At 45.7% G+C, this 22,979-nt stretch carries 18 protein-coding genes; 10 read left to right on the forward strand and 8 right to left on the reverse strand.

Going from position 1 to position 22,979, the window contains the following annotated elements; genetic code table 11:
* From QJS83_RS02205 to QJS83_RS02230, 6 genes are all read right to left on the reverse strand, one after another.
* Complete coding sequence (locus tag QJS83_RS02205) at positions 1-567, reverse strand: hypothetical protein (RefSeq protein WP_284607344.1); 567 nt, start codon at positions 565-567, stop codon at positions 1-3.
* Between the two features lie 72 nt (positions 568-639).
* Complete coding sequence (locus QJS83_RS02210; protein ID WP_284607345.1) at positions 640-2,019, reverse strand: S41 family peptidase; 1,380 nt, start codon at positions 2,017-2,019, stop codon at positions 640-642.
* A 4-nt stretch (positions 2,020-2,023) separates the two neighbouring features.
* A complete protein-coding gene (locus QJS83_RS02215) occupies positions 2,024-3,139 on the reverse strand; it encodes a murein hydrolase activator EnvC family protein (RefSeq protein ID WP_284607346.1) in 1,116 nt (371 codons plus the stop codon).
* The gene (locus QJS83_RS02220) at positions 3,140-4,033 is read right to left on the reverse strand and encodes a cell division protein FtsX (RefSeq protein ID WP_284607348.1); all 894 of its coding nucleotides are present in this window, start codon (positions 4,031-4,033) and stop codon (positions 3,140-3,142) included.
* Positions 4,030-4,692 (reverse strand): cell division ATP-binding protein FtsE, encoded by a 663-nt coding sequence (gene ftsE, locus QJS83_RS02225; RefSeq protein WP_284607350.1) that lies wholly within the window; start codon positions 4,690-4,692, stop codon positions 4,030-4,032. Before ftsE ends, QJS83_RS02220 begins: the two co-directional genes overlap by 4 nt.
* Before the next feature lie 71 nt (positions 4,693-4,763).
* Positions 4,764-5,024 carry a hypothetical protein gene (locus QJS83_RS02230; protein ID WP_284607351.1) on the reverse strand — a complete coding sequence of 87 codons (261 nt, stop codon included), beginning with the start codon at positions 5,022-5,024 and terminating at the stop codon, positions 4,764-4,766.
* Positions 5,025-5,131: 107 nt separating this feature from the next.
* Between QJS83_RS02230 and QJS83_RS02235 the strand changes: the two genes are divergently transcribed.
* The 10 genes from QJS83_RS02235 to QJS83_RS02280 all read left to right on the forward strand — a co-directional run bounded on the left by QJS83_RS02235 (position 5,132) and on the right by QJS83_RS02280 (position 20,270).
* Complete coding sequence (locus QJS83_RS02235) at positions 5,132-5,854, forward strand: DUF481 domain-containing protein (protein WP_284607353.1); 723 nt, start codon at positions 5,132-5,134, stop codon at positions 5,852-5,854.
* Between the two features lie 19 nt (positions 5,855-5,873).
* Positions 5,874-6,308, forward strand: a complete 435-nt coding sequence (mscL, locus tag QJS83_RS02240) for a large conductance mechanosensitive channel protein MscL (protein WP_284607354.1) — start codon at positions 5,874-5,876, stop codon at positions 6,306-6,308.
* Positions 6,309-6,459: 151 nt separating this feature from the next.
* A complete protein-coding gene (locus tag QJS83_RS02245) occupies positions 6,460-7,902 on the forward strand; it encodes a coiled-coil domain-containing protein (RefSeq protein ID WP_284607357.1) in 1,443 nt (480 codons plus the stop codon).
* Between the two features lie 82 nt (positions 7,903-7,984).
* Complete coding sequence (locus QJS83_RS02250) at positions 7,985-10,657, forward strand: penicillin-binding protein 1A (protein WP_284607358.1); 2,673 nt, start codon at positions 7,985-7,987, stop codon at positions 10,655-10,657.
* Positions 10,654-13,605 (forward strand): excinuclease ABC subunit UvrA, encoded by a 2,952-nt coding sequence (gene uvrA, locus QJS83_RS02255; protein ID WP_284607360.1) that lies wholly within the window; start codon positions 10,654-10,656, stop codon positions 13,603-13,605. Before QJS83_RS02250 ends, uvrA begins: the two co-directional genes overlap by 4 nt.
* Before the next feature lie 15 nt (positions 13,606-13,620).
* Complete coding sequence (locus QJS83_RS02260; RefSeq protein WP_284607362.1) at positions 13,621-15,339, forward strand: ABC transporter ATP-binding protein; 1,719 nt, start codon at positions 13,621-13,623, stop codon at positions 15,337-15,339.
* Positions 15,340-15,482: 143 nt separating this feature from the next.
* Positions 15,483-17,039 (forward strand): sigma-54 interaction domain-containing protein, encoded by a 1,557-nt coding sequence (locus QJS83_RS02265; RefSeq protein ID WP_284607364.1) that lies wholly within the window; start codon positions 15,483-15,485, stop codon positions 17,037-17,039.
* Between the two features lie 296 nt (positions 17,040-17,335).
* A complete protein-coding gene (locus tag QJS83_RS02270) occupies positions 17,336-18,211 on the forward strand; it encodes a hypothetical protein (RefSeq protein WP_284607365.1) in 876 nt (291 codons plus the stop codon).
* A 32-nt stretch (positions 18,212-18,243) separates the two neighbouring features.
* Positions 18,244-19,278 carry an aminoglycoside phosphotransferase family protein gene (locus QJS83_RS02275; RefSeq protein WP_284607367.1) on the forward strand — a complete coding sequence of 345 codons (1,035 nt, stop codon included), beginning with the start codon at positions 18,244-18,246 and terminating at the stop codon, positions 19,276-19,278.
* Positions 19,275-20,270 (forward strand): nucleotidyltransferase family protein, encoded by a 996-nt coding sequence (locus tag QJS83_RS02280; RefSeq protein WP_284607368.1) that lies wholly within the window; start codon positions 19,275-19,277, stop codon positions 20,268-20,270. Before QJS83_RS02275 ends, QJS83_RS02280 begins: the two co-directional genes overlap by 4 nt.
* Before the next feature lie 2 nt (positions 20,271-20,272).
* On the opposite strand, the gene QJS83_RS02285 is transcribed toward QJS83_RS02280, so the two are convergent.
* Positions 20,273-21,283 carry a hypothetical protein gene (locus tag QJS83_RS02285; protein WP_284607369.1) on the reverse strand — a complete coding sequence of 337 codons (1,011 nt, stop codon included), beginning with the start codon at positions 21,281-21,283 and terminating at the stop codon, positions 20,273-20,275.
* A gap of 9 nt (positions 21,284-21,292) precedes the next feature.
* Positions 21,293-22,915 (reverse strand): hypothetical protein, encoded by a 1,623-nt coding sequence (locus QJS83_RS02290; RefSeq protein WP_284607371.1) that lies wholly within the window; start codon positions 22,913-22,915, stop codon positions 21,293-21,295.
* Positions 22,916-22,979 lie beyond the last annotated feature (64 nt).

Here is a 22,979-nt window from a genome sequence, read left to right on the forward strand (position 1 = left end):
TTAGAGGCAGTTATGGAATTCTTCGAAGTAGCGTTGGCAGATGGAGTACTGCGAATTGCAATCGCTCACGTCTGAAGATGTATAACGAGCATTGGGGCACGTACGTGCGGGGCCGCGCTTTACAAGGACTCGGAAAGTTCCTTCAGCAAGAGGCTCTGCATAATGGCCACCGTTAATCGTGTAACGAATCGACGTCACACCGTTTTCAAGCAAAGGTTTTTGGAACAAAGTTGAAATCCACAAATTGAACGCTTCACCGCTGCGACCACGTGTACCTTCGTAGTCCGCCGATTTCGTGCGTGATGAACCGTCTTCATGAGACGCCACCAAAGTCACACGATCCGCTCTTGCATCACGCGGGCCCAAAAAAACATCATAAGCTTGAGGATCTAAAACAAGATCACGGCAAGTGTAAACAGCGGAACCACTCCCGTTGAAACCGCTGCACGTAACTTGGACTTGTCCTTGAATGGGAGTGGCTGTGAATTGATCGCCGCGAGAAAAGCCGACGTAGTCCGCTTTCGCAAATGAACAGAATGTCAGTAAAAGAACTGCGATCTTCAACATCAGTAAGGCCCCCTCTGCCTCGCCTTGTCTATGTGGCGCTAGAGTAGGGCCTCTAAATATCAGAATCAATAACTAGCGCGTCAAAGTCTTTAGCGTACCCCACGCTTTAAGGTAGCTAAACGCCTGATATGCTTGATAATCGGCTTTCAACAATTTTTCGCGCGGCGAAAGCTTTTCGTCTTTTTTCGAACCCACGTCTTTCCACCAAGCCAAAGCACCTTCTTCGACGCCTTGTTTAGTATCAAGTTTTTCAGCGGCTTTTTCGCGATCTCCTTTTAAGTGGCCTGCAATATCGCCCTCGCGAGTCGTTTGATTTTTCACAACCGCTTTTGCAAATGCATCTGGATCGACATCATCAATTTCGATATCAGGATGAATCCCTTCCGCCTGAATTGAGACACCACTTGGCGTGTAATAGCGGGCCACCGTAAGTTTCAAGCCGCTTCCGTCACCCAATTTAATAACTGATTGAACAGACCCTTTACCGAAAGTACGTTGCCCCACAATCAATGCACGTTTGTTATCTTGGAGAGCACCCGAAACGATCTCACTCGCACTTGCTGTGTATTCATTGACAAGAATCACAACAGGGAAATTTGTGTATTGACCTTTTTTCGTGGCTACAGCGACTTCTTTGTCGTTTTTGTTGCGACCAATGGTGCTTACGATAGTTCCGTCTTTAAGAAACATGTCGCTGACTTTCACGGCTTGATCCAAAAGACCACCTGGATTTCTGCGCAAGTCGATTAAAAGACCCGCCATTTTTCCATCATGTTCTTTCATGTGTTTTTCAATCGCCTTTTGCAGATCTTTCGCTGTGTTCTCGATGAAGCTTGTGATTTTGATGTAAGCAAAATCGTCACCCATATCCGTATACTTCACAGATTTGATTTTCACGCTGCCACGAACAACAGTGATGTCGCGAGGTTTTTCTTCGCCGTCGCGCACGACACGCAAAATAACTTTGCTGCCTTTTTTCCCGCGCATCAATTGAGACGCTTCGACAAGACTCACACCCTTCGTGCTGTTGCCATCGACGGCGATGACTTTGTCGCCCGCTTTGATGCCGGCTTCCCAAGCTGGTGCATCCTCGATCGGAGAGATAATCGTCAGAATGCCGTTTTGAATCGATATCTCGATCCCAAGGCCACCGAATTCTCCGCTTGTTTCCGTCTCGAAATCTTTAAAAATATCTGGCGGCATAAAGTTCGTGTGCGGATCAAGTTCACGCAACATACCTTTGATAGCGCCATAGACAAGCTTCTTTGTGTTCACCTCTTCAACATAGTATTGCTGAATTAGATTGAGCACCTTACTGAAATTTTGTAGATCCGCGTAACGTTCTTGGGCGAAAGCACGAACCTGAAAACCTGATTCTGCCATGATGAACAACGTCACCAGGAGGACGAAGCCTAGAATATAGGTTTTCCAGTAGCGTTTGAGTGATTGCATAGTGTTAGAGTCCTTTCATCCACTGTTGCGGGTCGTAGGGTTCTGAAAAATGTCTAATTTCAAAATATAATCCGGGATTGCTTTCTTGAGGCGCATCGCCCACTTGAGCAATGATTTGAGACTGCGTGATCTCATCCCCTGTATTCACTTTCACTTCTTCCGCGTGTGCGTAAACACTGTAATAGTGATCTCCATGATCCACGATCAGCGTTTTACCAAATCCAGGAAGCTCACCGATATAACTGACCTTGCCATCAAAGACAGATTTAATCGGACTTCCTTTTGCAGCAGAAATGAAAATTCCCTTCTGGGTTAAAGTATAAGGGTGATCGTCACCTTTCATAAGTCCAAATTTTTTGGTGATAACACCCGCCAATGGCGAAGGCAGCTCGCCCTTTTGGTCTGCAAAGGAAGGTTTGAAAAGAAGATCGAAGAGTCCAGTATCGTCAATATTGAACTGCAAGGACTTTTCCCGCAATCCATTGATCTTATTAAGAGCAAAAAGTTTGCTCTTGCGGATCCCATCAAGGAGCTTGCCCTTAAGCTCTTGCTCTTTGCGAAGTTGCTTTTCCTGACTTACGATTTTTTGTTCGACGCTTTTTAAACTTTCCAGACGGTTCGCCAGCATCTTTTTCTTATTTTGCAGCTCTTTAAGGTCGCGGCTGTAGTTTTTAATCATATCCATGTCGCGACCGGCGACAATGCCAAGGATCTTAAGATTTCTTTCCAAATTCACAGAACTCGAAGAAGAGAAAACAAAACGCGCCAGAGAAGGACCACCCAATTTATAGATCGCGCGCAAACGCTCTGCCAGAAGAGCTTTTTGAGATTTATTCTTTTGCTCCAACTCTTCCACTTTTTGCGAAAGATTGCGGATATTGACTTCCAAGAATGCTCTTTGTTGCGACATCTCTCCGCGATCCGTCACAATCTTTTTGATTTTTTTATTCAGTTGATAGAGCGCCGAAAGGACTTGTCGCTGCTTTAGCTCCGCATCTTCCAACTTCTTTTTAGTGGCCTCAAAATCCTTGGCGATAGTATCCACCTCCGCCGGGGCCGAAGCCTTCACGCCGACGGAAAACGAAATTATACCTGCCAAAAGAAGTTGTGCTAATTTCAACTAGGACCTCTGACTTCCTGCATAGCCATCATTGATACGACGAACACAGATATAAGAAGCCAAGGCACCCAAACACGTGCCGCCCACAATGAAAAGAACCAAAGCTGTCGGAGTCAAAAAGCGCAGATGTTCGCCTAATTGAAGGAAGCTCAATTTGGTCATCAGAAGATTTTTAATCCCCGTAAACAGAACAAAACAGGCTGTGATAGAGAGCAGTGACGAGATCAAACCCACCGTCGCCCCTTCCACCATGAAGGGTTTGCGTATCGACGAAAAAGTGGCGCCGATCATTTCCATCACAACGATTTCATCTTTGCGGTTTTGCACAGACGCGCGAATCGCATTAGAGATTACAAACACAGCCGCAGCCAGGATAACAAGACTTAGAAGGTGCAATGTCATTTCGATGGCCATGACTAAGGCTGAATATTTTTCGATCCAGTCTTGTCCATAACTGACTTCATCAACACCGTTCATTCCTTTGACCGAATCAGCCAGACTCCGCAGAACCGAAATCTGTTCTGCAGTCGTTACGGAGCCAGCAAGACGCACCTGCAAACTTGACGGAATCAGTTTCAGAAGCTCTTCATCCTGCGAAAGATCCGGCGCATAGCTTGCGAGCTGAGCGCGGAAATCACCCAATGCCTTTTCTTGAGTTACAAGATGAATGCTGCCGACTTTACCGGATTTTTTTAATGTTTCTTCAATACTTTGACGGCCCTGTTCGGAAAGATCTTGTGACAGATACACTGTCATCTGGACATCTTCTCCCCAAAGTGTCAGAAGATTTTTGAAATTTTGTGAAACTAATAAAGACGCCGCCATCACCGCGAAACACGCAGTCACAACAACGAGAGTTGAAACTTTAAGAGCCCAATTCTTGGAGGATCTCATTTACTATCCCCCACGATCATGCCATCGCGTAATTCAAGAGTTCTTTTATTACGACGCTTGACCATCTCATGATCGTGAGTCGCCACGAACACTGTGGTTCCTTGCGAACAGACACGCTCTAAAAGATCCATGATCTCTTCGCTGAGTCGCGGATCCAAGTTCCCCGTCGGTTCATCGGCAATCAAAACGCCGGGTTGATGAATGATCGCGCGGGCGATCGCGGTCCGCTGCTGTTCCCCGCCTGAAATAAAATCAGGATACTGATCATGTTTGTGAGCAAGGCCCACTTGTTCCAAAACCTCGTAAACGCGGCGTTGGATGGAAGGGGCCTTGTCGCCGCGAACCTGCAAAGGCAAAGCCACATTCTCAAAGATTGTTTTATCTTTCAGCAGTTTGAAATCTTGGAAAACAACGCCGATTTTTCTGCGGAAAAAAGGAATTTGGGAATTCTTAATGGATAAAAGATCATGGCCCGCGACTTTGACGTCTCCGGATGTTGCGACGTCATATGCAGAAATCATTTTAAAAAGAGTTGTTTTGCCCGCGCCGCTGGGACCCGTAAGAAAAACGAATTCACCTTTGTCGATGCGCAAGTCGATATTCTTGAGCGCATGAACAGGCCCGGGATAAGTCTTGTAGACATGTGAGAATTCAATCATCTCTCTATCTTATGAAAGACGAGGGACGTTGGATACTCGCCCGAAGTCGAGGTTTTTATCTTTCTTGGAAATTAAACAGTTCCGCCTGCCATCAAGGTGTCGATGATCGTGGAATGTTGACGATGCAAAGCTTGCTTAATTGCTTCCTCGGACCGCGTTGAGCCCAAACGAAGAACGGAATCATAAGGTGTTTTGATTGTTTTCATCACAGCGCCGTTGCAGAAAATTCGACTTACAAGAAATGGATTTTGTACGCCCCAATCTTCTGTCTGCACATGGAATTTTTGACCGCGAACCGTGATATCTGAATTAAAACCTTTTTGCACTGCCACAAACCTCGAACATAACGTAACAGAATTTCATGGGATTCTCATCAAATTTTTCTTGGACTCATCTGTCAAATGAAACTAAAGTCAGTAAATCAAAGGAGATTTAAGGAATGAAACTTTTTGCGTCCCTCGTCAGTGCGTTCACACTTGTATTTTCAACTATCGCTTTCGCACAAGAAGCGCCTCCTCCCTTCAAAGGTGAAGCAGAGGCTGGTGCGGTCATTGTTTCTGGGAATACAGATTCAGAAAGTTATGCTGCGAAGATCAAAACTACTTACACTCACGAAAAGAATGTTTACACAGCTTTCGGTCGTTACCTTAAAACTCTTTCCAACGGCGTTGAAAGTGCACGTCAATGGGATGCCGGTGTTCGTTATGAGCGCGAGTTGACTGACTACTTCAGCTTCTTCGTCGGATATAAAAGTGAAAGTGATATCTTCGCTGGTTATTTGCAACGTGATTCGACTGATGCCGGTTTGAAGTACTACCTTCTAAAACAAGATGACATGAACTGGATCCTTGAAGCCGGTCTTCGTTATACGAAAACTCAACCGACTGTGGGCAACACGATGTATGACAACTTCGGTCGTCTTTACACGGAATTTAACAAAAACCTGGATAAAACTTTGTCGTTTAGATACTGGGCTGAATATCTTCCCAACTTTACTGATAGCGAAGCATGGCAAGGCAACACAGAAGCTTCTTTGAACATCATGCTCAACTCTATTTTCTCGTTGAAGCTTGCTTACCTATTACAATATCAAAACGAACCTCCTGCGAATGGAAAAAACACGACGTCTACGACTACAATGAACCTTGTGGCAAAGTTCTAAGACCTAGGAAGGACATTTTATGTGGAAAGAGTTTAAAACCTTTATCATGCGCGGCAATGTTCTCGACATGGCCGTGGGTATCATCATCGGTGCTGCGTTTGGCAAGATCGTATCTTCCTTCGTCGCAGATATCCTGACGCCGGTTCTTAGCTTGGCTTTGGGCAAAGTGGATTTCTCGAATTTGTTCGTGGCATTGAATGGCGAAACTTATGCTACTTTAGATGAAGCAAAAAAAGCAGGCGTGGCTACCGTCAACTACGGACTCTTCATCAATATGGTGTTGGACTTTATTATTGTTGCGTTTGCTATCTTCATTATTGTGAAAATGGCGAACAAACTTAAAAGAGCCGAGGAACCGCCTCCTCCAGGAACCAAAGAGTGCCCAGAGTGCCTCTCTGTTATTCCTGTTAAAGCTCGTAAGTGCTCTCACTGTACGTCATCTCTTCCCGCTTAGGATTTCTGTAAAAGCCCGGTATTTTTCCGGGCTTTATTCTATATCCGTTTTTACAATTCTCGTCTCACTTTGATACGTAAACTTTTTGAGCGCACCTGCCGATAATTGGTACTGGTATTGCACCATCTATTTTCATCGGGGAGGAACTCAAATGAATAAGATTTCAGACAAAAACGAAAGAACAGTTGTCAAAATCTTTATCAACATCCTGGCTTGCGCGTCTTTGCTTTCCTACTCACCGGGCGCATTTGCTGAGACGACAACTAATAACAACAATACTAATAATAATGGCTCTGGTAACACGCAAAACCAAGCGCCTCAACAGCCTTATGGTTTTGGAATGGGCTATCCACCAGACTATAAAGATGTGCGTGAATCAGAAGCTTGTCGTCAGCTGACAGATAAGATTGATGAAGCGACTCGTAAAATCGGCGAAGCCTGCAGAAAAGCGGGTTTATCTGGTGGCTCAAACTGTGTTGCTAAAGCGAAGAACTGCGCAGGCACTTCCGGCGAAGATTCGTTCAATACAGTGGATGCATTTGCGACAGTAATGGGTTTACCTGCAGGAAGTCTTGCAAACGTCAGTGCAGCATGTCCGCAAATGAGTGGCCGCGATTACTTCACTGAAAAAGATAAAATTCAAAAAGAGATCAAAGACACTGAAAAAGAGTTGGCGGATCTCAACGACGATAAAGCTCAGATCCAAGATGACTACAATAAAGAGATGGAAGAGATTCAAAAAACTCTGACAGAAGCGCAAGAGAACTATAAAAAGAAAGAGTTGGAGATCGGCGAAAAAGAGCGTGAGCGTATTGCTGAATTTAATGCCAGCCAAACACAAGCTAAAGAAGAAATGCGCAAAAAAGCGACGGAAATTCTGCGTGTCCGTGGGCAACTGATTCAATCTCAGCGCGACAAGGCCTTGAAGTTGATCGCGATGACAGAGGCTTCGGGCAAACGCGCCTGCATGAAAGCTGTTACGGATGCGAGAAAGAGTTACGAAAGTGTTTCTGCGTCTACAAGTGCAAATCACATTGCGCAAGCTAAGAAAAAGAAACAAGAGCTTATCAACATCTATAATGACTGTATGGATGCTTTCGATCAACAACGTGTGGCTTTGAATGAATCCAAACGTCAAGAGCAAGATGAGCTCACGAAGCAGATCAATGACTTGCAAACGAGCATGGATGAAGTGCAGAACAGTTTGAATCTTGCACAAAACCAGCTCGAAGAAATGAAACAGGCTTCCGCAAAAGAAAAGAACGATGCTTTACAAAGCGTGATCGACCTCGGTAACCGTTTGAATCAAAGAATGCAGGCCGCTTATACAAAAATGCAAGAGAACCTAAAAACTCTCGCTGCAAAAAGCGCGAGCCTTCAGGCCGCATTGAATCGCGCCAATCAGTCGCTTATGACCTTAGGTCCTGCTCCGAAGAATAAGAGTTCGGACTACGCTCCTAGCGATGCTTCATCAGAGATCGAAGCACAGATCAGCATCATCGAGCGCGCCGATCGCAATGCCCCTTCGTCTTGCAGATCCAAAGTTTCTGATTCGAAGAGAGAAGCCCTAGACTCTCTCAAAGGTACAAAATAATATCCCAGTCTTCGGACCAGTGTCCCTAGACCCTCCCTATTCACACTGCTAGAATGGGGGCTTGTTAAAGGAGCCCCCACCAGTGTTAAAAAAGATCGTACTGTCTATTGTCGCCCTCGGCCTTATTGGCATTCTCAGTCTCTACTTAATTGTTAAGTCAGTTCAATCCGGCCTTCCGCAATTGATCACTGTGAAAGACTATCAGCCATTGCTTGTAAGTCAGGTGTATGACCGACACGGTAAAAAGATCGGTGAATTCTTTCGTGAGCGCAGAACACTTGTTCCTTACGACAAAATTCCAAAGAACTTAGTGAACTCATTCCTTGCTGCCGAAGACGACCAGTTCTTTGAGCATAAAGGCATCAATCCTCAAGCAATTTTCCGTGCCGCTCTTGCCAACCTTCGTGCTGGTCGTTCTGTTCAAGGGGGATCGACGATCACGCAACAGGTGGCAAAAACACTTTTACTTTCGTCTGAAAAAACGCTGACACGTAAACTGCGTGACATCCTTTTGGCCATTGAAATGGAAAAGAACTTAAGCAAAGAAGACATTCTTTTCCTTTATTTGAACCAAATTTACTTCGGGCAAGGCGCTTATGGTGTTGAGCAGGCGGCGCAAACATATTTCCGTAAACCTGTCAGTAAGTTGGAACTTCCAGAGATGGCGATTCTTGCCGGCCTTCCTCAGGCTCCGAGCAAATACTCTCCCGTACGTAATCCTTTAAGAGCGAAAGAAAGACAAATTTACGTTCTTCGTCGTATGGCTGACGTGGGTTACATTTCCAAAGATGAAGCAGAAAAAGCGATCAAAGAACCTGTGAAAGTCTATGTTCGTGAGAACTATGAAGAGTTCGCTCCGTTTTTCCTAGAAACGGTTCGTCAGCTTCTTGTCGTGCAATTGGGTGAGGACATGGTTCTTGATAAGGGACTTCGCATTCACACAAGTCTTGATCTCAAAAAGCAGCTTGCCGCACAAGAATCCGTGATGGCAGGTTTAAAATCCTTGGATAAACGCCAAGGCTACCGTGGTCCTTTGAAAAATCTCTCTGATGAAGATGCGATCACAGAGTTCCTAAAAGAAACGCAAAAGAAATTGATCTCCGACTTCACACCGGAAAGAACGATTCTTCCGGATGGAACTTTCGCTGATATCGTTCCGGTTAAAAACCCAAAAGATACTAAAGAACATCCGTTGCTTCCTCCCTACATCAAGCTGAACGACACCGTTCAAGCTGTCGTTCAAAATGTTGATGATGGCTTGGGACTTGTTTTCGTAACTTTGCCAGACGCGCAGGGTTTGATTGACATAGAGACAATGACTTGGGCGCGCAAGCCCGACACGGAAGTGCGCTACGATTTGGGTCAGATTAAGAAACCTTCAGAGGCTTTGAAAAAAGGCGACGTGATTCTTGTAAAAATCACGGCCGACAAATTTGAATCAAGCCGTTTGCAAAATTCTAAAAAGAAAACTCCCAATCAGGCTCTCCCTGACTTTGCGAAATATTTAGCTTTGGAATTGGATCAAGAACCGCAAGTCGAAGGGGCTTTGATTTCATTCGACCAGACATCTCAAGATGTGGTGGCGATGGTGGGTGGTTCTAGCTTTGCGAAAAGCGAATTCAATCGCGCTATTCAAGCTCCTCGTCAAACGGGCTCCGCATTTAAGGCCATTGTTTACGCTTCGGCCTTGGATAAAGGTTATACGCCGGCAACTCCAATCATGGACGCTCCTATCGTTTACGAAGAAGGCGGTGCCGCTGACGATTCTGAAGGACAAGGCGATCCAAAAGTTTGGAAACCATCCAATCACTCGAAAAGCTTTGGTGGGGATATTCTTTTCCGCAATGCTTTGGTGAAATCTCTTAATATCCCAACTGTAAAAATCATCGAAGACGTCGGCGTGCCTTGGGCGATGGATTATGCAAAACGCCTGGGTATCTACAGTCCTCTGAATCCTGATTTTACATTGGCTCTTGGCTCCAGCAGCGTGACTTTGTATGAGATGACAAAAGTCTTTGCAGAGTTCGGCCGCCTTGGAAAAAGAATTTCTCCGCTGCTGATCCACAAAGTGGAAGATGCTCAAGGCAAAAATCTTTTGCAAACAATGACATTGGACACACGTTTTGAAAAAGAAATCAAAACGGCGGCTGATGACTTCGAACAACGTCGCAAGGCTTATTTGGAAGTCGCTGGCGACCCTGCAAAGCTCGAAGAGTTTAAAAAGAACAATAAGAATGCAAAACTCGACGAAAGCATTTTCTTCCAGGATCCAGAGCAATTGATTCGTCCAACAACCGCTTATGTGATGACGACATTGTTAAAAGGCGTTGTTGAAGATGCCGGGGGTACTGGCGGACGAGCACGCGCTGTTGGCCGTGAAGTCGCTGGTAAAACCGGATCTACAAACAACTACTTTGACGCGTGGTTTATTGGTTACAGCCCGCAAATCGCAACAGGTGTTTGGGTGGGATTCGACAAAGAAAAGAGTATCGGTAAGGGCGAAGTCGGTGGACGTGCGGCGTTACCTATCTGGGTGGACTATATGAAAGCCGCTCACGACGGACTGCCTCAGATGACTTTCCCTGTGCCTGACGGTATCGTGTTTGCTAATATTGATAGCGAAACTGGAAAGCTTGCTTCCGCTTCAACAAAGAAAATTATTCGCCAAGCTTTCGTCGAAGGAACAGAACCAACGGCTGCGGCTAATAAAGCTGAAGAAGCCACAGACTTTTACAAACAGGATCTCTCTGAATGAAAGATATTCACCTCTGGGGGGTGAAACAAAACAATTTGAAGAATATTGAGGTGAAGATTCCCGTCGGATCTATGACGGTGATCTGCGGCCCCAGTGGATCAGGGAAGTCCTCCTTGGCCTTCGAGACTCTTTTTGCCGAAGGCCAGCGACGTTTCATCGAAAGCATGTCGAACTATGCTCGACAGTTTTTGAATAAAGCGCCGAAGCCTGACATTGAGGGTATCAATAATATTCCTCCGGCGATTTCTATCGAGCAAAAGAACACGGTGAAAAGTTCTCGCTCTACCGTCGGAACGACGACAGAGATCATTGATTACTTGCGCCTGCTTTTTGAAAAGATTGGGAAGTCCTATTGCCCGACTCATCATTGTCCGACGGAAAAAGAGAGTGTCACTGAAGCCACTGACAAAGTGATAAAAAATTTCACCGGTAAACGTGGCTACATTCTTGTCGAAATCACGGAAGCGGGCCGAGTGGCGCAAGCCAAGAAACTTCATTCTTTGCTTCTCCAAGACGGTTATCTTCGTATTTACGTTCCTAAGATTGCTGAAAGCAAACCTGCGACCGCAGCAAAAGCAGCGACTAAAAAAGCAAGCGCAAAGAAAGTTTCCAAAAAAACAACCGAAGTGAAAATTCCCGAGCCTGTCATCGTCAATGGTGGCGTGACTTTGGAAGAGATGGGAACTGTTCTTGAGATCGGTGACGCTGCCGCCATCAAAAAGGGTCTTCCGAAAGAAACTTTCTATCTTGTTATCGATCGTATGAGCTTTAATGAAGATGAGCGTGGTCGTATCGCTGATTCACTGACTCAGGCTTATGAAGCCAGCATTAAGTACAATACAAATTTAATCACTCGTCGTGCAACAATTCTGACAACTGAAGGACAGCGCCTGCAGGTCAGCGAAGAAGCCTCTTGTCCAGTGTGTGGCTACACGCCGCCGCCTTTGACTTCGCGATTGTTCAGTTTCAACTCTCCGATCGGCGCTTGCCCTACTTGCAAAGGTTTCGGCAATATCCTTGATATCGACGAAGAGAAAGTTATTCCAAATCCCAACATGTCTTTAGCACAAGGGGCTTTGAGTCCTTTCTGGATGCCGAGTGCCGCGCACGAGAAAAAACAACTTCTCGCATTCTGTAAAAAAGCGAAGATCGATGTGCACTCGCCATGGAATGAGTTGCCGAAAGATCAACGCGACGTTATCTGGAACGGTAATAAAGAGTTCTTCGGCGTGCGTGGTCTTTTTGAATACTTGGATCAAATAAAATATAAGATGCACGTTCGCGTCTTTATTTCGCGTTTCCGCAGTCCTTTCCAATGTCCTACATGTAAAGGGGCACGTCTGCGTGAAGAGGCAAATCACGTGCTTATTGGAAATTCCAATATCAATGATCTTTCAACGGTCACGATTGAGGATCTGCATCAGTTCTTCCAAAAGCTTGAAGTGTCACCTCATCAAGAAGAAGTAGCTGGTGAAGTTTTAAAACAAATTCGCTCACGCTTAGAGTTCCTTATGCGTGTTGGAGTTCATTATCTGTCTTTGAGTCGTGAAACTCGCACTCTTTCGGGTGGTGAATATCAGCGTTTGATTCTTGCGAATCAACTGGGCATGGGACTTTCGCAAGCCCTTTATGTTCTTGATGAGCCCACCGTAGGTTTGCATCCTCGCGACAACGATCGTTTGATTTCCATTCTGAAAGATCTGAAGGAACTCGGAAATACGTTGGTTATTGTGGAACACGATCACGACGTCATTAAAGCCAGCGAACACATTATCGAAATGGGTCCCGGATCTGGATATCTTGGTGGAGAAGTCGTTTACGCAGGCGCCACCGATGAATTCTATGACTACGAGAAATCCAATACCGTCCCTTACTTAAAACCCAACAAGAGCGTCGCGGCTTTAAGAACGATTCGTCCTGTTGATGTGGACTCTTATAAGGTAAAAATCGAATTGAAGGGCGCTAAAGGCCACAACCTTAAAAACCTGGATGTCGTTTTCCCCCTGAATCGGATTGTAACGGTCACGGGTGTCAGTGGATCGGGAAAATCTACTCTGATTTCGAAGACTCTGTATCCGGCTTTAGCTCGAGCGCTGGATTTGGAATACTTACCGTCGCAAGAATACGCCGCTCTTGAAGGTGTCGAGCATATTAAGAACGTGCTTTTGATTGACCAGTCTCCGATTGGTAAGTCCGCGCGCAGTTCGCCTGTAACTTATCTTAAAGCCTTCGATGCCATTCGTACGATCATGGCCGGCACTCAGGAAGCACAAGCCCGCGGTTATACTCCAGGCACGTTCAGCTTGAACGTCGATGGTGGACGCTGTCCTGCTTGTAAAGGCACCGGCTATGAAGAAATCGATATGATGTTCATGGATAACGTTGTTATTCCTTGTGACGTCTGCGATGGAAAGAAATACCGCCCTGAGATTTTAGAAATCCAATATAAAAATAAAAACGTTCACGAAATCCTTTCGATGACTGTGAACGAAGCGATGAATTTCTTCGTCGCTCATCCGAATATTCGCAAACCTTTAAGCGTTCTTAAAGAAGTTGGTTTGGATTATTTGCAACTGGGACAACCCGCGAACTCTTTAAGCGGAGGCGAATCGCAGCGCTTAAAGATCGCGAAAGAACTTTCACAAGTACAGCAGAAGTCCACGTTGTATATCCTTGATGAGCCGACGACAGGCCTGCATTTCCGCGAGGTCGATCTATTGATGAAGGTCCTCAATAAATTGATTGAGACCGGCGGCAGCGTCGTCGTCGTAGAACACAATCTCGATGTTATTCGCGCCTCTGATTATATTATTGACCTAGGCCCGGAAGCGGGTAAAAAAGGCGGAAATATTGTCGCCCAAGGATCCCCGGAAGATATTATGAAGGTGAAAAAGAGCCTCACGGGGCAGTATTTAAAACGCTATATCGACGGTCAGAAAAGTCCGTAATTTTGGAAATAACTCATGTTAGTGCAAATTAAGAAGATTCTCGGCGAAGTTAAAGTTTACAAAAAGCTGATTGCCATCGTCGCCGTAGCGGGAGTTATTCACGCGGCCGCGTATGCTCAACTGGGTTACATGATTAAGCCACTTTTTGATAATTTGGCCGGCGCTAATTTCGATCAAGTATTACACCTCGTTCCTTTTGCCTTAGGTCTGTCGGTCGTTGCAGGTATAGCTCGTTACTTTCATATTTACCTGATGAACTACGTTGCCGAGTGTGTCGTTCAAGGAATGCGCCAAAAGTTGCAACAGAAGTTTATGCGTTTGAACCTGACCTTCCATAATAGTTTCACGACAGGTTCGGGCGGTCTTATCAGCCGTATTCTCAATGACATCAACGTGATTCAAGACGGTTTAAGAATGGTTGCGGATATTTTCCTGCACCCCTTGCTCTTTATCTTTTTGCTTAAAAATCTTCTTTTGATTGACTGGAAACTAACGCTTGCAACTTTGCTGGCGGTTCCTGTCATCGGCGTTTTTCTTAAAAACATTTCTCGCAGTCTGCGTAAATACGTTCCTATCGGGCAGCAAGTGCTGGAAAGAATGACCTCCACGATTAAAGAAAGTCTGGATGGCGTGCGTATCATTCAGTCGTTCAATCTTGAAAAAGTCATGGCTGATAAACTTAGAGACGAGTCGAAAGAATATTTGGCGGCGAGAAAACTTGTTCACGCACGCACAGAAGCCATGGGACCTGTGACTGAGTTTGTGGCGGCCTCCATTATGATGTCAGTTCTTCTTTATACGACGTATGAAGTTTCGCAAGGGCGCGCAACTCCGGGAACGTTCGTTGGATTCGTGACGTCCCTTCTTATGATCAACCAGCCTATTAAAAAGTTCCAAGAGTCTTACGTGCGTATGCAACAAGTTGTCGTTGCCTCAGAGCGCGTGTTCGCCATCATTGAAGCGGACCAGGAAGTTCCTGAAAGTACCGTGAATAAGTCTTTCCCTAAAGATTGGCAGAAGCTTGTTTATAAAGACGTGCGCTTCGGCTATGGCAAAGAAATGATTCTTAAAGGGATCAATTTGGAGATTAAGCGCGGCGAAGTGATCGCCTTAGTCGGAGCCAGTGGAAGCGGCAAGTCCACGATCGTAAATCTTCTTGAAAGATTTTTTGATGCTTCCAGCGGCGAAATTCTAATCGACAATACAAATATCCTCGATATCAATTTGAAAGATCTTCGTCGTAATATCGCGCTTGTTACACAAGACGTTTTCTTATTCAGTGATACGATTGAAAAGAACATCCAAGCCGGAAATTTCGATCGCAGCACCGAAGACATTCCGAAAATGGCGAAGCTTGCAAATGCACATGACTTCATTATGAAGACTCCGCAAGGATACCAAACTCGCGTCGGCGACCGCGGAAATCTTCTTTCTGGTGGCGAAAAGCAACGTATCAGTATTGCTCGCGCCATGTTCAAAGATGCTCCTATCTTGATTCTAGATGAGGCGACAAGCGCCCTGGACACGGCGAGTGAGATTGAAGTACAAAAGGGTCTTGATCATTTGATGGAAGGCCGTACGGCTCTCGTTATCGCGCACCGACTTTCTACTATCCAAAAGGCTGACAAGATCGTTGTCCTTAAAGATGGTGAGATTATCGAGATCGGAACTCACCAGGGATTGCTGTCTCAGCAAGGTGAATACTTCCGTTTCCACAGCCTGCAACACAGTTAGACACCCGGTGTTTCAGAGTGAAACATCGGACACAGACCATGGTCTAGGTTTGAACTCACTTTAGACAGTCCCTCTCAAGTTCGTCTACTTTCTTGACGATAAAAGTATCGATACTTTTGACAGTCAATGAAAGGAAAGAACTTATGATTAATTGGGATGAGTTTGAACATATACATGTGATCAACAAGCTCAAACAAATTCTCAGCGCGTGGTGGAACATTGACGTGGTTTTCACGGATGAGCGTGGCGCCCTTAAAGGGTATGACTCTGATAAAGTCACTTTCAACAATCCAGCTATCAGTGCTCTTGTAAAAAAAGAAGCAGGCCAAGCTAGCATTGCAGAGTTAGTTTCTAAATCTTTGGATGATCTTCGCACTTCGCAAAATCGCTTTAGCCTACGCAAGTGGGACATTGTTGGTTTCGACGTTGGTGTTTTCCCAATCATGATTGAAAATGATTGCGTGGGGACTGTTGTTGCGATGGGCTTCTTCCGAGAAGCGAACTTCACAGCTCGTATGAGTGAAATCCGTGAGCGCTTGGCTGCTTTCGGCATGTCTGGTGAAGTGATTGAGAAATGTTTGGGCAAGTTGAAATTCTTGGACGATCAAGAGCGCGCTCACTTCGGCGAGCTTTGCGAACTTGTGGCTCAAGAGATTGTAACTCTTCACTTGGAAATTTCTTCTCGTGAAGACCGCATCAAAGAATTGAACAAAGAATTGGGCAACCGTTTCAAGTATGACAACATGATCGGTAAATCTAAACCAATGCAGTCTTTGTATGCTCTTCTTGATAAGATCAAAGGTGCGGACTCTACTGTGCTGGTGCAAGGTGAAAACGGTACTGGTAAAGAGTTGATTGCAAAATCAATCCACTACAATTCCAACCGTAAAGACAAACCTTTCATTATCCAAAACTGTTCTGCATTCAATGACAACCTCTTGGAATCTGAACTTTTCGGTCACGTGAAGGGCTCGTTCACAGGCGCTCTAAAAGATAAAAAAGGTCTTTTCGAGATGGCTGATAAAGGAACTTTCTTCCTTGACGAGATCGGTGATACATCTCCGCAAATGCAAGTTAAACTTCTTCGCGTATTGCAAGAAGGTACTTTCATGCCAGTAGGTGCGACAGAGTCTAGAAAAGTTGACGTGCGCATCGTAGCAGCGACAAACCGCAACTTGAAAGAGATGGTAGAGCAAGGAACATTCCGTGAAGACTTGTACTATCGCTTGAATGTTATCAACATCCGCGTTCCGCCTCTTCGTGAAAGAAAAGAAGACATTCCATTCCTTGTGGATTTCTTCTTGAGCAAAATCCACGATCAGCAAGGCGGTCCAAAACGTCAAATCACGAAACGTGCATTGGAAAAGTTGTATGACTATCCATGGCCAGGTAACGTGCGTGAATTGCAAAATGAAATCGAAAGACTTTGTGTTCTTTCCGGCGACGAAACAAAATTGATGGCGGAACTTCTTTCTCCAAAAGTTTTGGAAGCTGGCGAAAAGAACAAAGTTCAAGGTTCCCGTTTGCAAGGTAAGTTGAAAGATGCGTTGGAAGATCTTGAGCGCGAAATGATCCGTGAAGGTCTTCGCCGCACAGGTTGGAATAAATCCAAACTTGCAAAAGAATTGGGTATCAGCCGCGCAGGTCTTATCATGAAGGTCGAAAAATACGGCCTCGATAAACGTAAACTCGCTCGCTAAGAAAAAGGTACCAGATACCTTTTCCCAACTCCAAGAGCTCTGTGCAAAACACAGGGCTCTTTGTTTTTTCAGGCACCCTCGCCCCGGCCAAAAACTCGTCGTGCCGCTTTCTGTTTCTTACCCTAAATAAATTACCTGTGTGATCGAAACTTAGCAGGTATTTCGGGACCCTCGCCCCGCCTGTTTTTTAGTCGGGCGAAGGTCCTAAGCCGCTGGAATCTATAGAGGAATTGGTTTTGAGAAGCCGCTGGCACCACTCTTGTAATAAGAGTCCTTTCGTAAGGGGTACGTGGTTTATGCAGCACTCAACATTGGACAGCTCTTTCGTAAATCGATTGAAGCAAATTCTCGCTAGCCGCTATGGGAAGGGTTTACAGATTCGTCAGTTGATGGATCTGGCGGAATTGAAATCAGGAGAAGAAGCTTTTACGCGGGGGCGTGATCTTCATATTCCTATTCAAGTGAACGGCGCATTTTTGGGAACCGCCGTCGTTCCTTCGGCTGACGATCTCAACGCCGAAAAAAAACAGGGTGTTACACAACTTGTGCGTATGGTTCTAGAACCAGCCATGTACAAATGGTATCTTGAACAAAAGGAATCCAATCTTCTGGAACTGAATAAAGCGCAGTTGGAACTGGATAACGTGCGTTTGTTCGGAGAGTCTCTCCCCACTATCGACGACATTTTGAATGATGAAGAGTTGAACGACGACCTGACCGAAGGTCCTGCAAGCGAATTGATTTCTCACCTGATTCATTTGGAAGGTCGCTCTGAAAACACCAATAAAAAAGTCGCTTTGCAACTGCATGAGCTGACTTCAAGATGGGCCTTTGTACCTTTCAACGATATCAAAGGGCAGCTTCACTCCGCACAAGATATCGCTAAAATGGGCGCAATGACGATCTTCATCGAAAACGTCGAGAATCTGAACGCGGCTGAGCAAGAACTCGTGCTGGATTACATCTCTGAAGGGCACTCAGCAGACGAACCTCTTATCATTACAAGCTCATTGTTAAGTCTTGAAGATCTTGGCAAGTCTTCACTGACGTCCAATCTTGTTGATGAACTGTCCGTGAATTGTTTCGAGGTCGACCGAGCTCCTCTGACGACGCAAGGTCTTAAAGAGGTCTTGGAGCTTTTCTTCATGAAGGACTCCCCTCTCGACGCTTAAAAGTTTAATCCTTGAAAATAGCATGAGTGTCTGTGAGAATTTTTCTTATGGTCACTCATGATGAATATCTAAATCCGTTTTTAACTCGTTCTCTTCAATCCAGCGCGTACAAGGTTTTCTCCCTTGCCGGCGATGCTTCTAACCGCCGCTACTATCGCGTCGTCCTTGATCACAATTCTTGGGTCCTTATGCGTTGGGAGCCTTTCCAGCCAGAGAACTATCCCTTCCTGAGTGTCCTTAATCATTTCGCAAAAAACGGCGTTCATGTGCCGCAAGTAATTGCTATGTCTCCGCAAGAAGGCCTTGTGCTTTTGGAAGACCTCGGTGACCTGACACTAGAAAGAAAATTCTGGGAGAACCAAAATCAAGAAGCGTCCTTGGAGTTTTATCAAATGGCCGTGGATGAAATCGTAAAGATTCATCATCCAGCGACTTTGGATAAATCCGAGTGCACAGCTTTTAAGATGAAGTTTGATACTGAAAAGTTCTTGTGGGAAATGAATTACGGAAAAGACAATTTGCTTTCCGGAATTCTTAAGTTTCATTTCAGCGACTCTTTGAACAAAGAGATGGCGGATATTTTCACAAGCATTTGCTCTCGCTTGGATGCGGAACCAAAACGTATTGCTCATCGTGACTATCACTCACGCAATCTTATGATCAAACTTGATCAAATGAGTGTGATTGATTTCCAAGATGCTCGCCTGGGTCCTATTCAGTATGACCTTGTGAGCTTGATGCGCGACTCTTACGTCGACATGAACGACTCTATGGCAAAAACTCTTTTGGATTATTATTTGGATAAATCCAAAGAATATTTGCCAAAAGATTTTTCGCGTGAACACTTCGATCATATTTACGAACTGCAGTCCATTCAACGGTGCTTTAAAGCCTGCGGAAGTTTTGCTAGCTTCTTCCACCAACGCGAAGACCGTCGTTACTTGAAATATCTGTCGGGAACTCTGCGTCGTGTGATGAAGGCGATCAATGAGTTTCCCGAATACAAAACATTTGCCGATGTTCTTATTGATTCGGGTGCTTTGGAAAGAAAGTACGAATCCCTATGAATGTGATGCTTCTCGCGGCGGGAGAAGGAACTCGCCTTCGCCCTTATACAACTGTGTTGCCTAAACCGGCGATCCCGTTTTTAACGGTGCCTTTAGCGGCGCACAGTCTTGGATTTCTGCGCGGGAACAAAATCAATAAGCTTGTGGTGAACACTTATCATTTGCCAAGAAAAATCCATGAGCTTTTCCACAGACTTCCCCACAAGGCGGAAAGTCTGCACTTTTCAAACGAGACCGATCAAATCTTGGGAAGTGGCGGAGGACTCAATAAAGCCCGTGAGCACTTCATCGGTGGCGGCGATTTTATTTTGATGAATGCGGATGAGATTATTCTTCCTCGCGACTCCTCGATCTTGCAAAAAGCCATTCAACATCACAAGCAATCCGGTGCCCTTTCTACTATTATGGTTATGGACCATCCCGGCGTGGGCACTCAGTTTGGTGGCGTGTGGACTGACGAAAGAAACCAGGTTCTTGGATTTGGAAAAAATGCTTTTCCAAACGCATTTAAAGCTTGGCATTTTATCGGTGTGCAGATTCTTTCGGAAAGAATTTTTGACTATCTCCCGAAAGAGGGCGAATCGAACATACTTTACGACGCCGTGACAGCGGCCATTCAAAAAGGCGAACTTGTTCAAGCATATCCTTTTGATTGCAGCTGGTTTGAAACAGGAAATCCTCAGGATTTTCTGGAAGCGTCCAAGAAATGTTTTACTTATTTAAACTCTCCACAAAACTCTTTTCAGAAGGATGCTTTGCTGGCAACTCTTCAGGATTTTGCTCCGAAAAGTATCAAGATTTCATCAGAGTTCGGTGGGCAACGAGTGATCTCGGAAAATGCTCGGATTGATATCTCTGCACAAATCTCGGGTTTATTCTGCGCAGGTCCCGGCAGTTCCGTAGCATCAGATTGTCAGTTGGAAAACGTGATCGTTGGTGATGGCGTTCAAGTTCCTGCTGGAACTAAAGCCGCCAACACCCTTTTGCTTTAGAGTTATTTTTGGAGAGCCAAGTCCGCGTCTGTATAGAAAGACTCTTGGCTTTCTTTGACCTTATATCGACGAGTCATCATCAAGAAAATACTATCTGCCGCGACACCAATTGGTTCGCCGTTATAATTTTTCTGCATACCCGCTAAACTTGATGGATCGCGATCAAGAGCATTTCTGCCAAGACCCTCACCGGCACCGCTGTAACCCGCGACTCCACCGGAAAGATCGTCCTCCATCGGAGGAGCAGAACCAAGTCCGCCGCCACCGCCTTCTTCATAACCGTTGGAAGCAGTCATCGCGCCGATTTTCAACTTATCAGCTTTGTCTGCCGCTTTTTTTGATGCGTCAGATGCAAAGGCGTAAGCTCCATCAATCGCACCCTGTGGGAATCCTGCCGCCGCCATCGCTTCTTTCGAAGCAAAGTCAGAAACATTGTACTCTTTCCCCATCGGCGTTTTAATTTTCCCCGTCTTTGGATCGTACAAACCATTTTTCTGAAGTTGTGCAAGATTTCCTTTTACTGCATTGAAAGCGGGATCTTTATTCAAAGGGTTTTTAGGGTTGTCTAAATCTAAGGGATTTGTATCCGCTCCATCATAAAGGCCTAAACCATCCGATTGAAGGCCCGTGATTCCCGCCATGCCTGAAGATTTTCCGTGCTGCTTTCCCTGAGCAAGAGACAGCAAGCCCATACCGATCTGAATCGGGCCGGTAACACAACCAGATTGGCAGCCTGTATTACAGCATGTCGACAGATCGCGCACTCCCATCGCAATATGCATCGCACCTTGCAAGAAAGACATCGCCTGACCTTTGTCGTTCTGACTTTTCGTATTATCAGCAGAGTTATTAACAGATGGCTGACTCACTGGTGTTGGAGTTTTAGTTTCAACACCTTTGGAGCCGCTTTCTTTAGTTGGGGTCGTAGGCGTTTTTGTTGGTGATTCAGCGAAAGCCACCGGAGAGAAACTAAGGCTTAAGATACATGCAAGTTTGATAAGATTCTTTCCCATAAGATTCCCCTAGTTATTAAGAAGCGTGTTGCGGTTATCACGGTAACGCTCTTTCACCTTGTCCCAATTGGATTTTCCACCCTGGCCCGTGACTTCGTTTTTCCAAGCTTGCTGTTGCCCCGCAACTCCTTTGCTTGGATCTTTCGCTCCGCCTGGCAAGTAAGCGCGATAATTTGAACCACCACCACCAAAGGAACCAAATCCACCTCCGCCACCACCACCAGCGCCGGAAAGAATGTCTGTGTTCAAACCTTTTTTCGTCGAAGCTTCATCTTTACCTGCGACTCCACCTGAGCCACCGCCACCACTGCCGCTGAGACCTGCACCGCCACCTGTTGGAGCTCCTGGCAAGCCACCATCGCCAGCGCTGCTTTCATTGCGGCCCATATCTCCCAAACCATTTCCTGAAGATGTATCAATATCTGAAGGGCCACGCGTTGGATTGACGTTGGCTTTGTCAGTCACACCCGTACCCACTTGAGCTAAAGAGCTTTCGCCTGGTTTTTGATAACTGTTAGAACAACCTGGCGTACGAGGATTTGCTTTACAAATACACTCTGGCAATTGCGCATTTGCAGGGTCCGCACATTTTTCTCCAGCGGCAACCGTAGGGTCAGTCCCACCAGTACCGTTAGATTCCTCTTCACACTTTTCACCTTGTTTCGCCGAATTTATGAGACCCATGATTCCCGTCGCTGCCGACGCTGCAAGCTGCGCGTACTTACCTGTACACAAACTTGTTTTACCTGAGATAGAGCGTTTGTCGGCTTTGTTCTGTTCTTGCTTCGTGTATTGAAGCATAGCCTGCAACCGAGAGAGATATGCTTGCTTATTAGTGTTACATGCAGCTCCGCCATCTGTTGCGTTAGTTGGAGCACATTGTGCGGATTTGGAAGCCATCGTTGCATACTTTTCCATATCCTCGAGACCGCTGCGGGATTTTACGCAAGAAAATCCACAGCCCGCCTTCATAAGTCCGCAAGCTGACGTATAAGCAGTAAGACCTGCCTTCGCAAGATCCATCGCTTTAGAAAAATTGTTACACGTATCTTTGACGGCCATTCCGCCGAGTGTAGAAAGAAGAATGTTAATATTAGATGCCGTGCCAGCAAGGTCGGGACTCCAACTTTCTAAACAAGCTGTAGCAGCGCGAGAGTGATTGGATAGGCAGCTTTTTCTCCAACCCGTATACTGTTCATAGGCCGCATTGATCTTTTCGAAATGATCGTTCACGAGACCGTTACCTCGGTAAGAGCTGATGACAGTCTTGAGATCATCCATGTCTTTCTTAATACCCTCACAGGCCTCTTTATTTCCTTTGCCAGACAGATCCTTATTTTGTTCTTCTGGCTTAACTGTTCCGGTTGCTGCCGTCATTGGAGGAGTGCCAGGCTCACCTTCTTCAGTATTTGCACAAGGGTCACCGCCACCAGCGGCTCCGCCTCCACCGCCTGCACCACCGGGACCAGCACTGCCAACAGCAGGGTCCGCGCCTGTTGCAGGAGAACTATCGCCTGCGCTGGCGTCAGCAGACTTAGACGTACCATCTGCGGGATTTGCAAAAGAAAGGGACGTGAATGAAATGAGTGCGGCACAAACCGCGATGGCTTTGAATAGACTCATAGTTTTCATAAGATTCCCCTATGTCTCACTTTTCGGACAAAGGTCAGTCATTCTTAAATATTTTCTTGGTGTC

This window comes from Bdellovibrio sp. 22V (assembly GCF_030169785.1).
GTDB lineage: Bacteria > Bdellovibrionota > Bdellovibrionia > Bdellovibrionales > Bdellovibrionaceae > Bdellovibrio.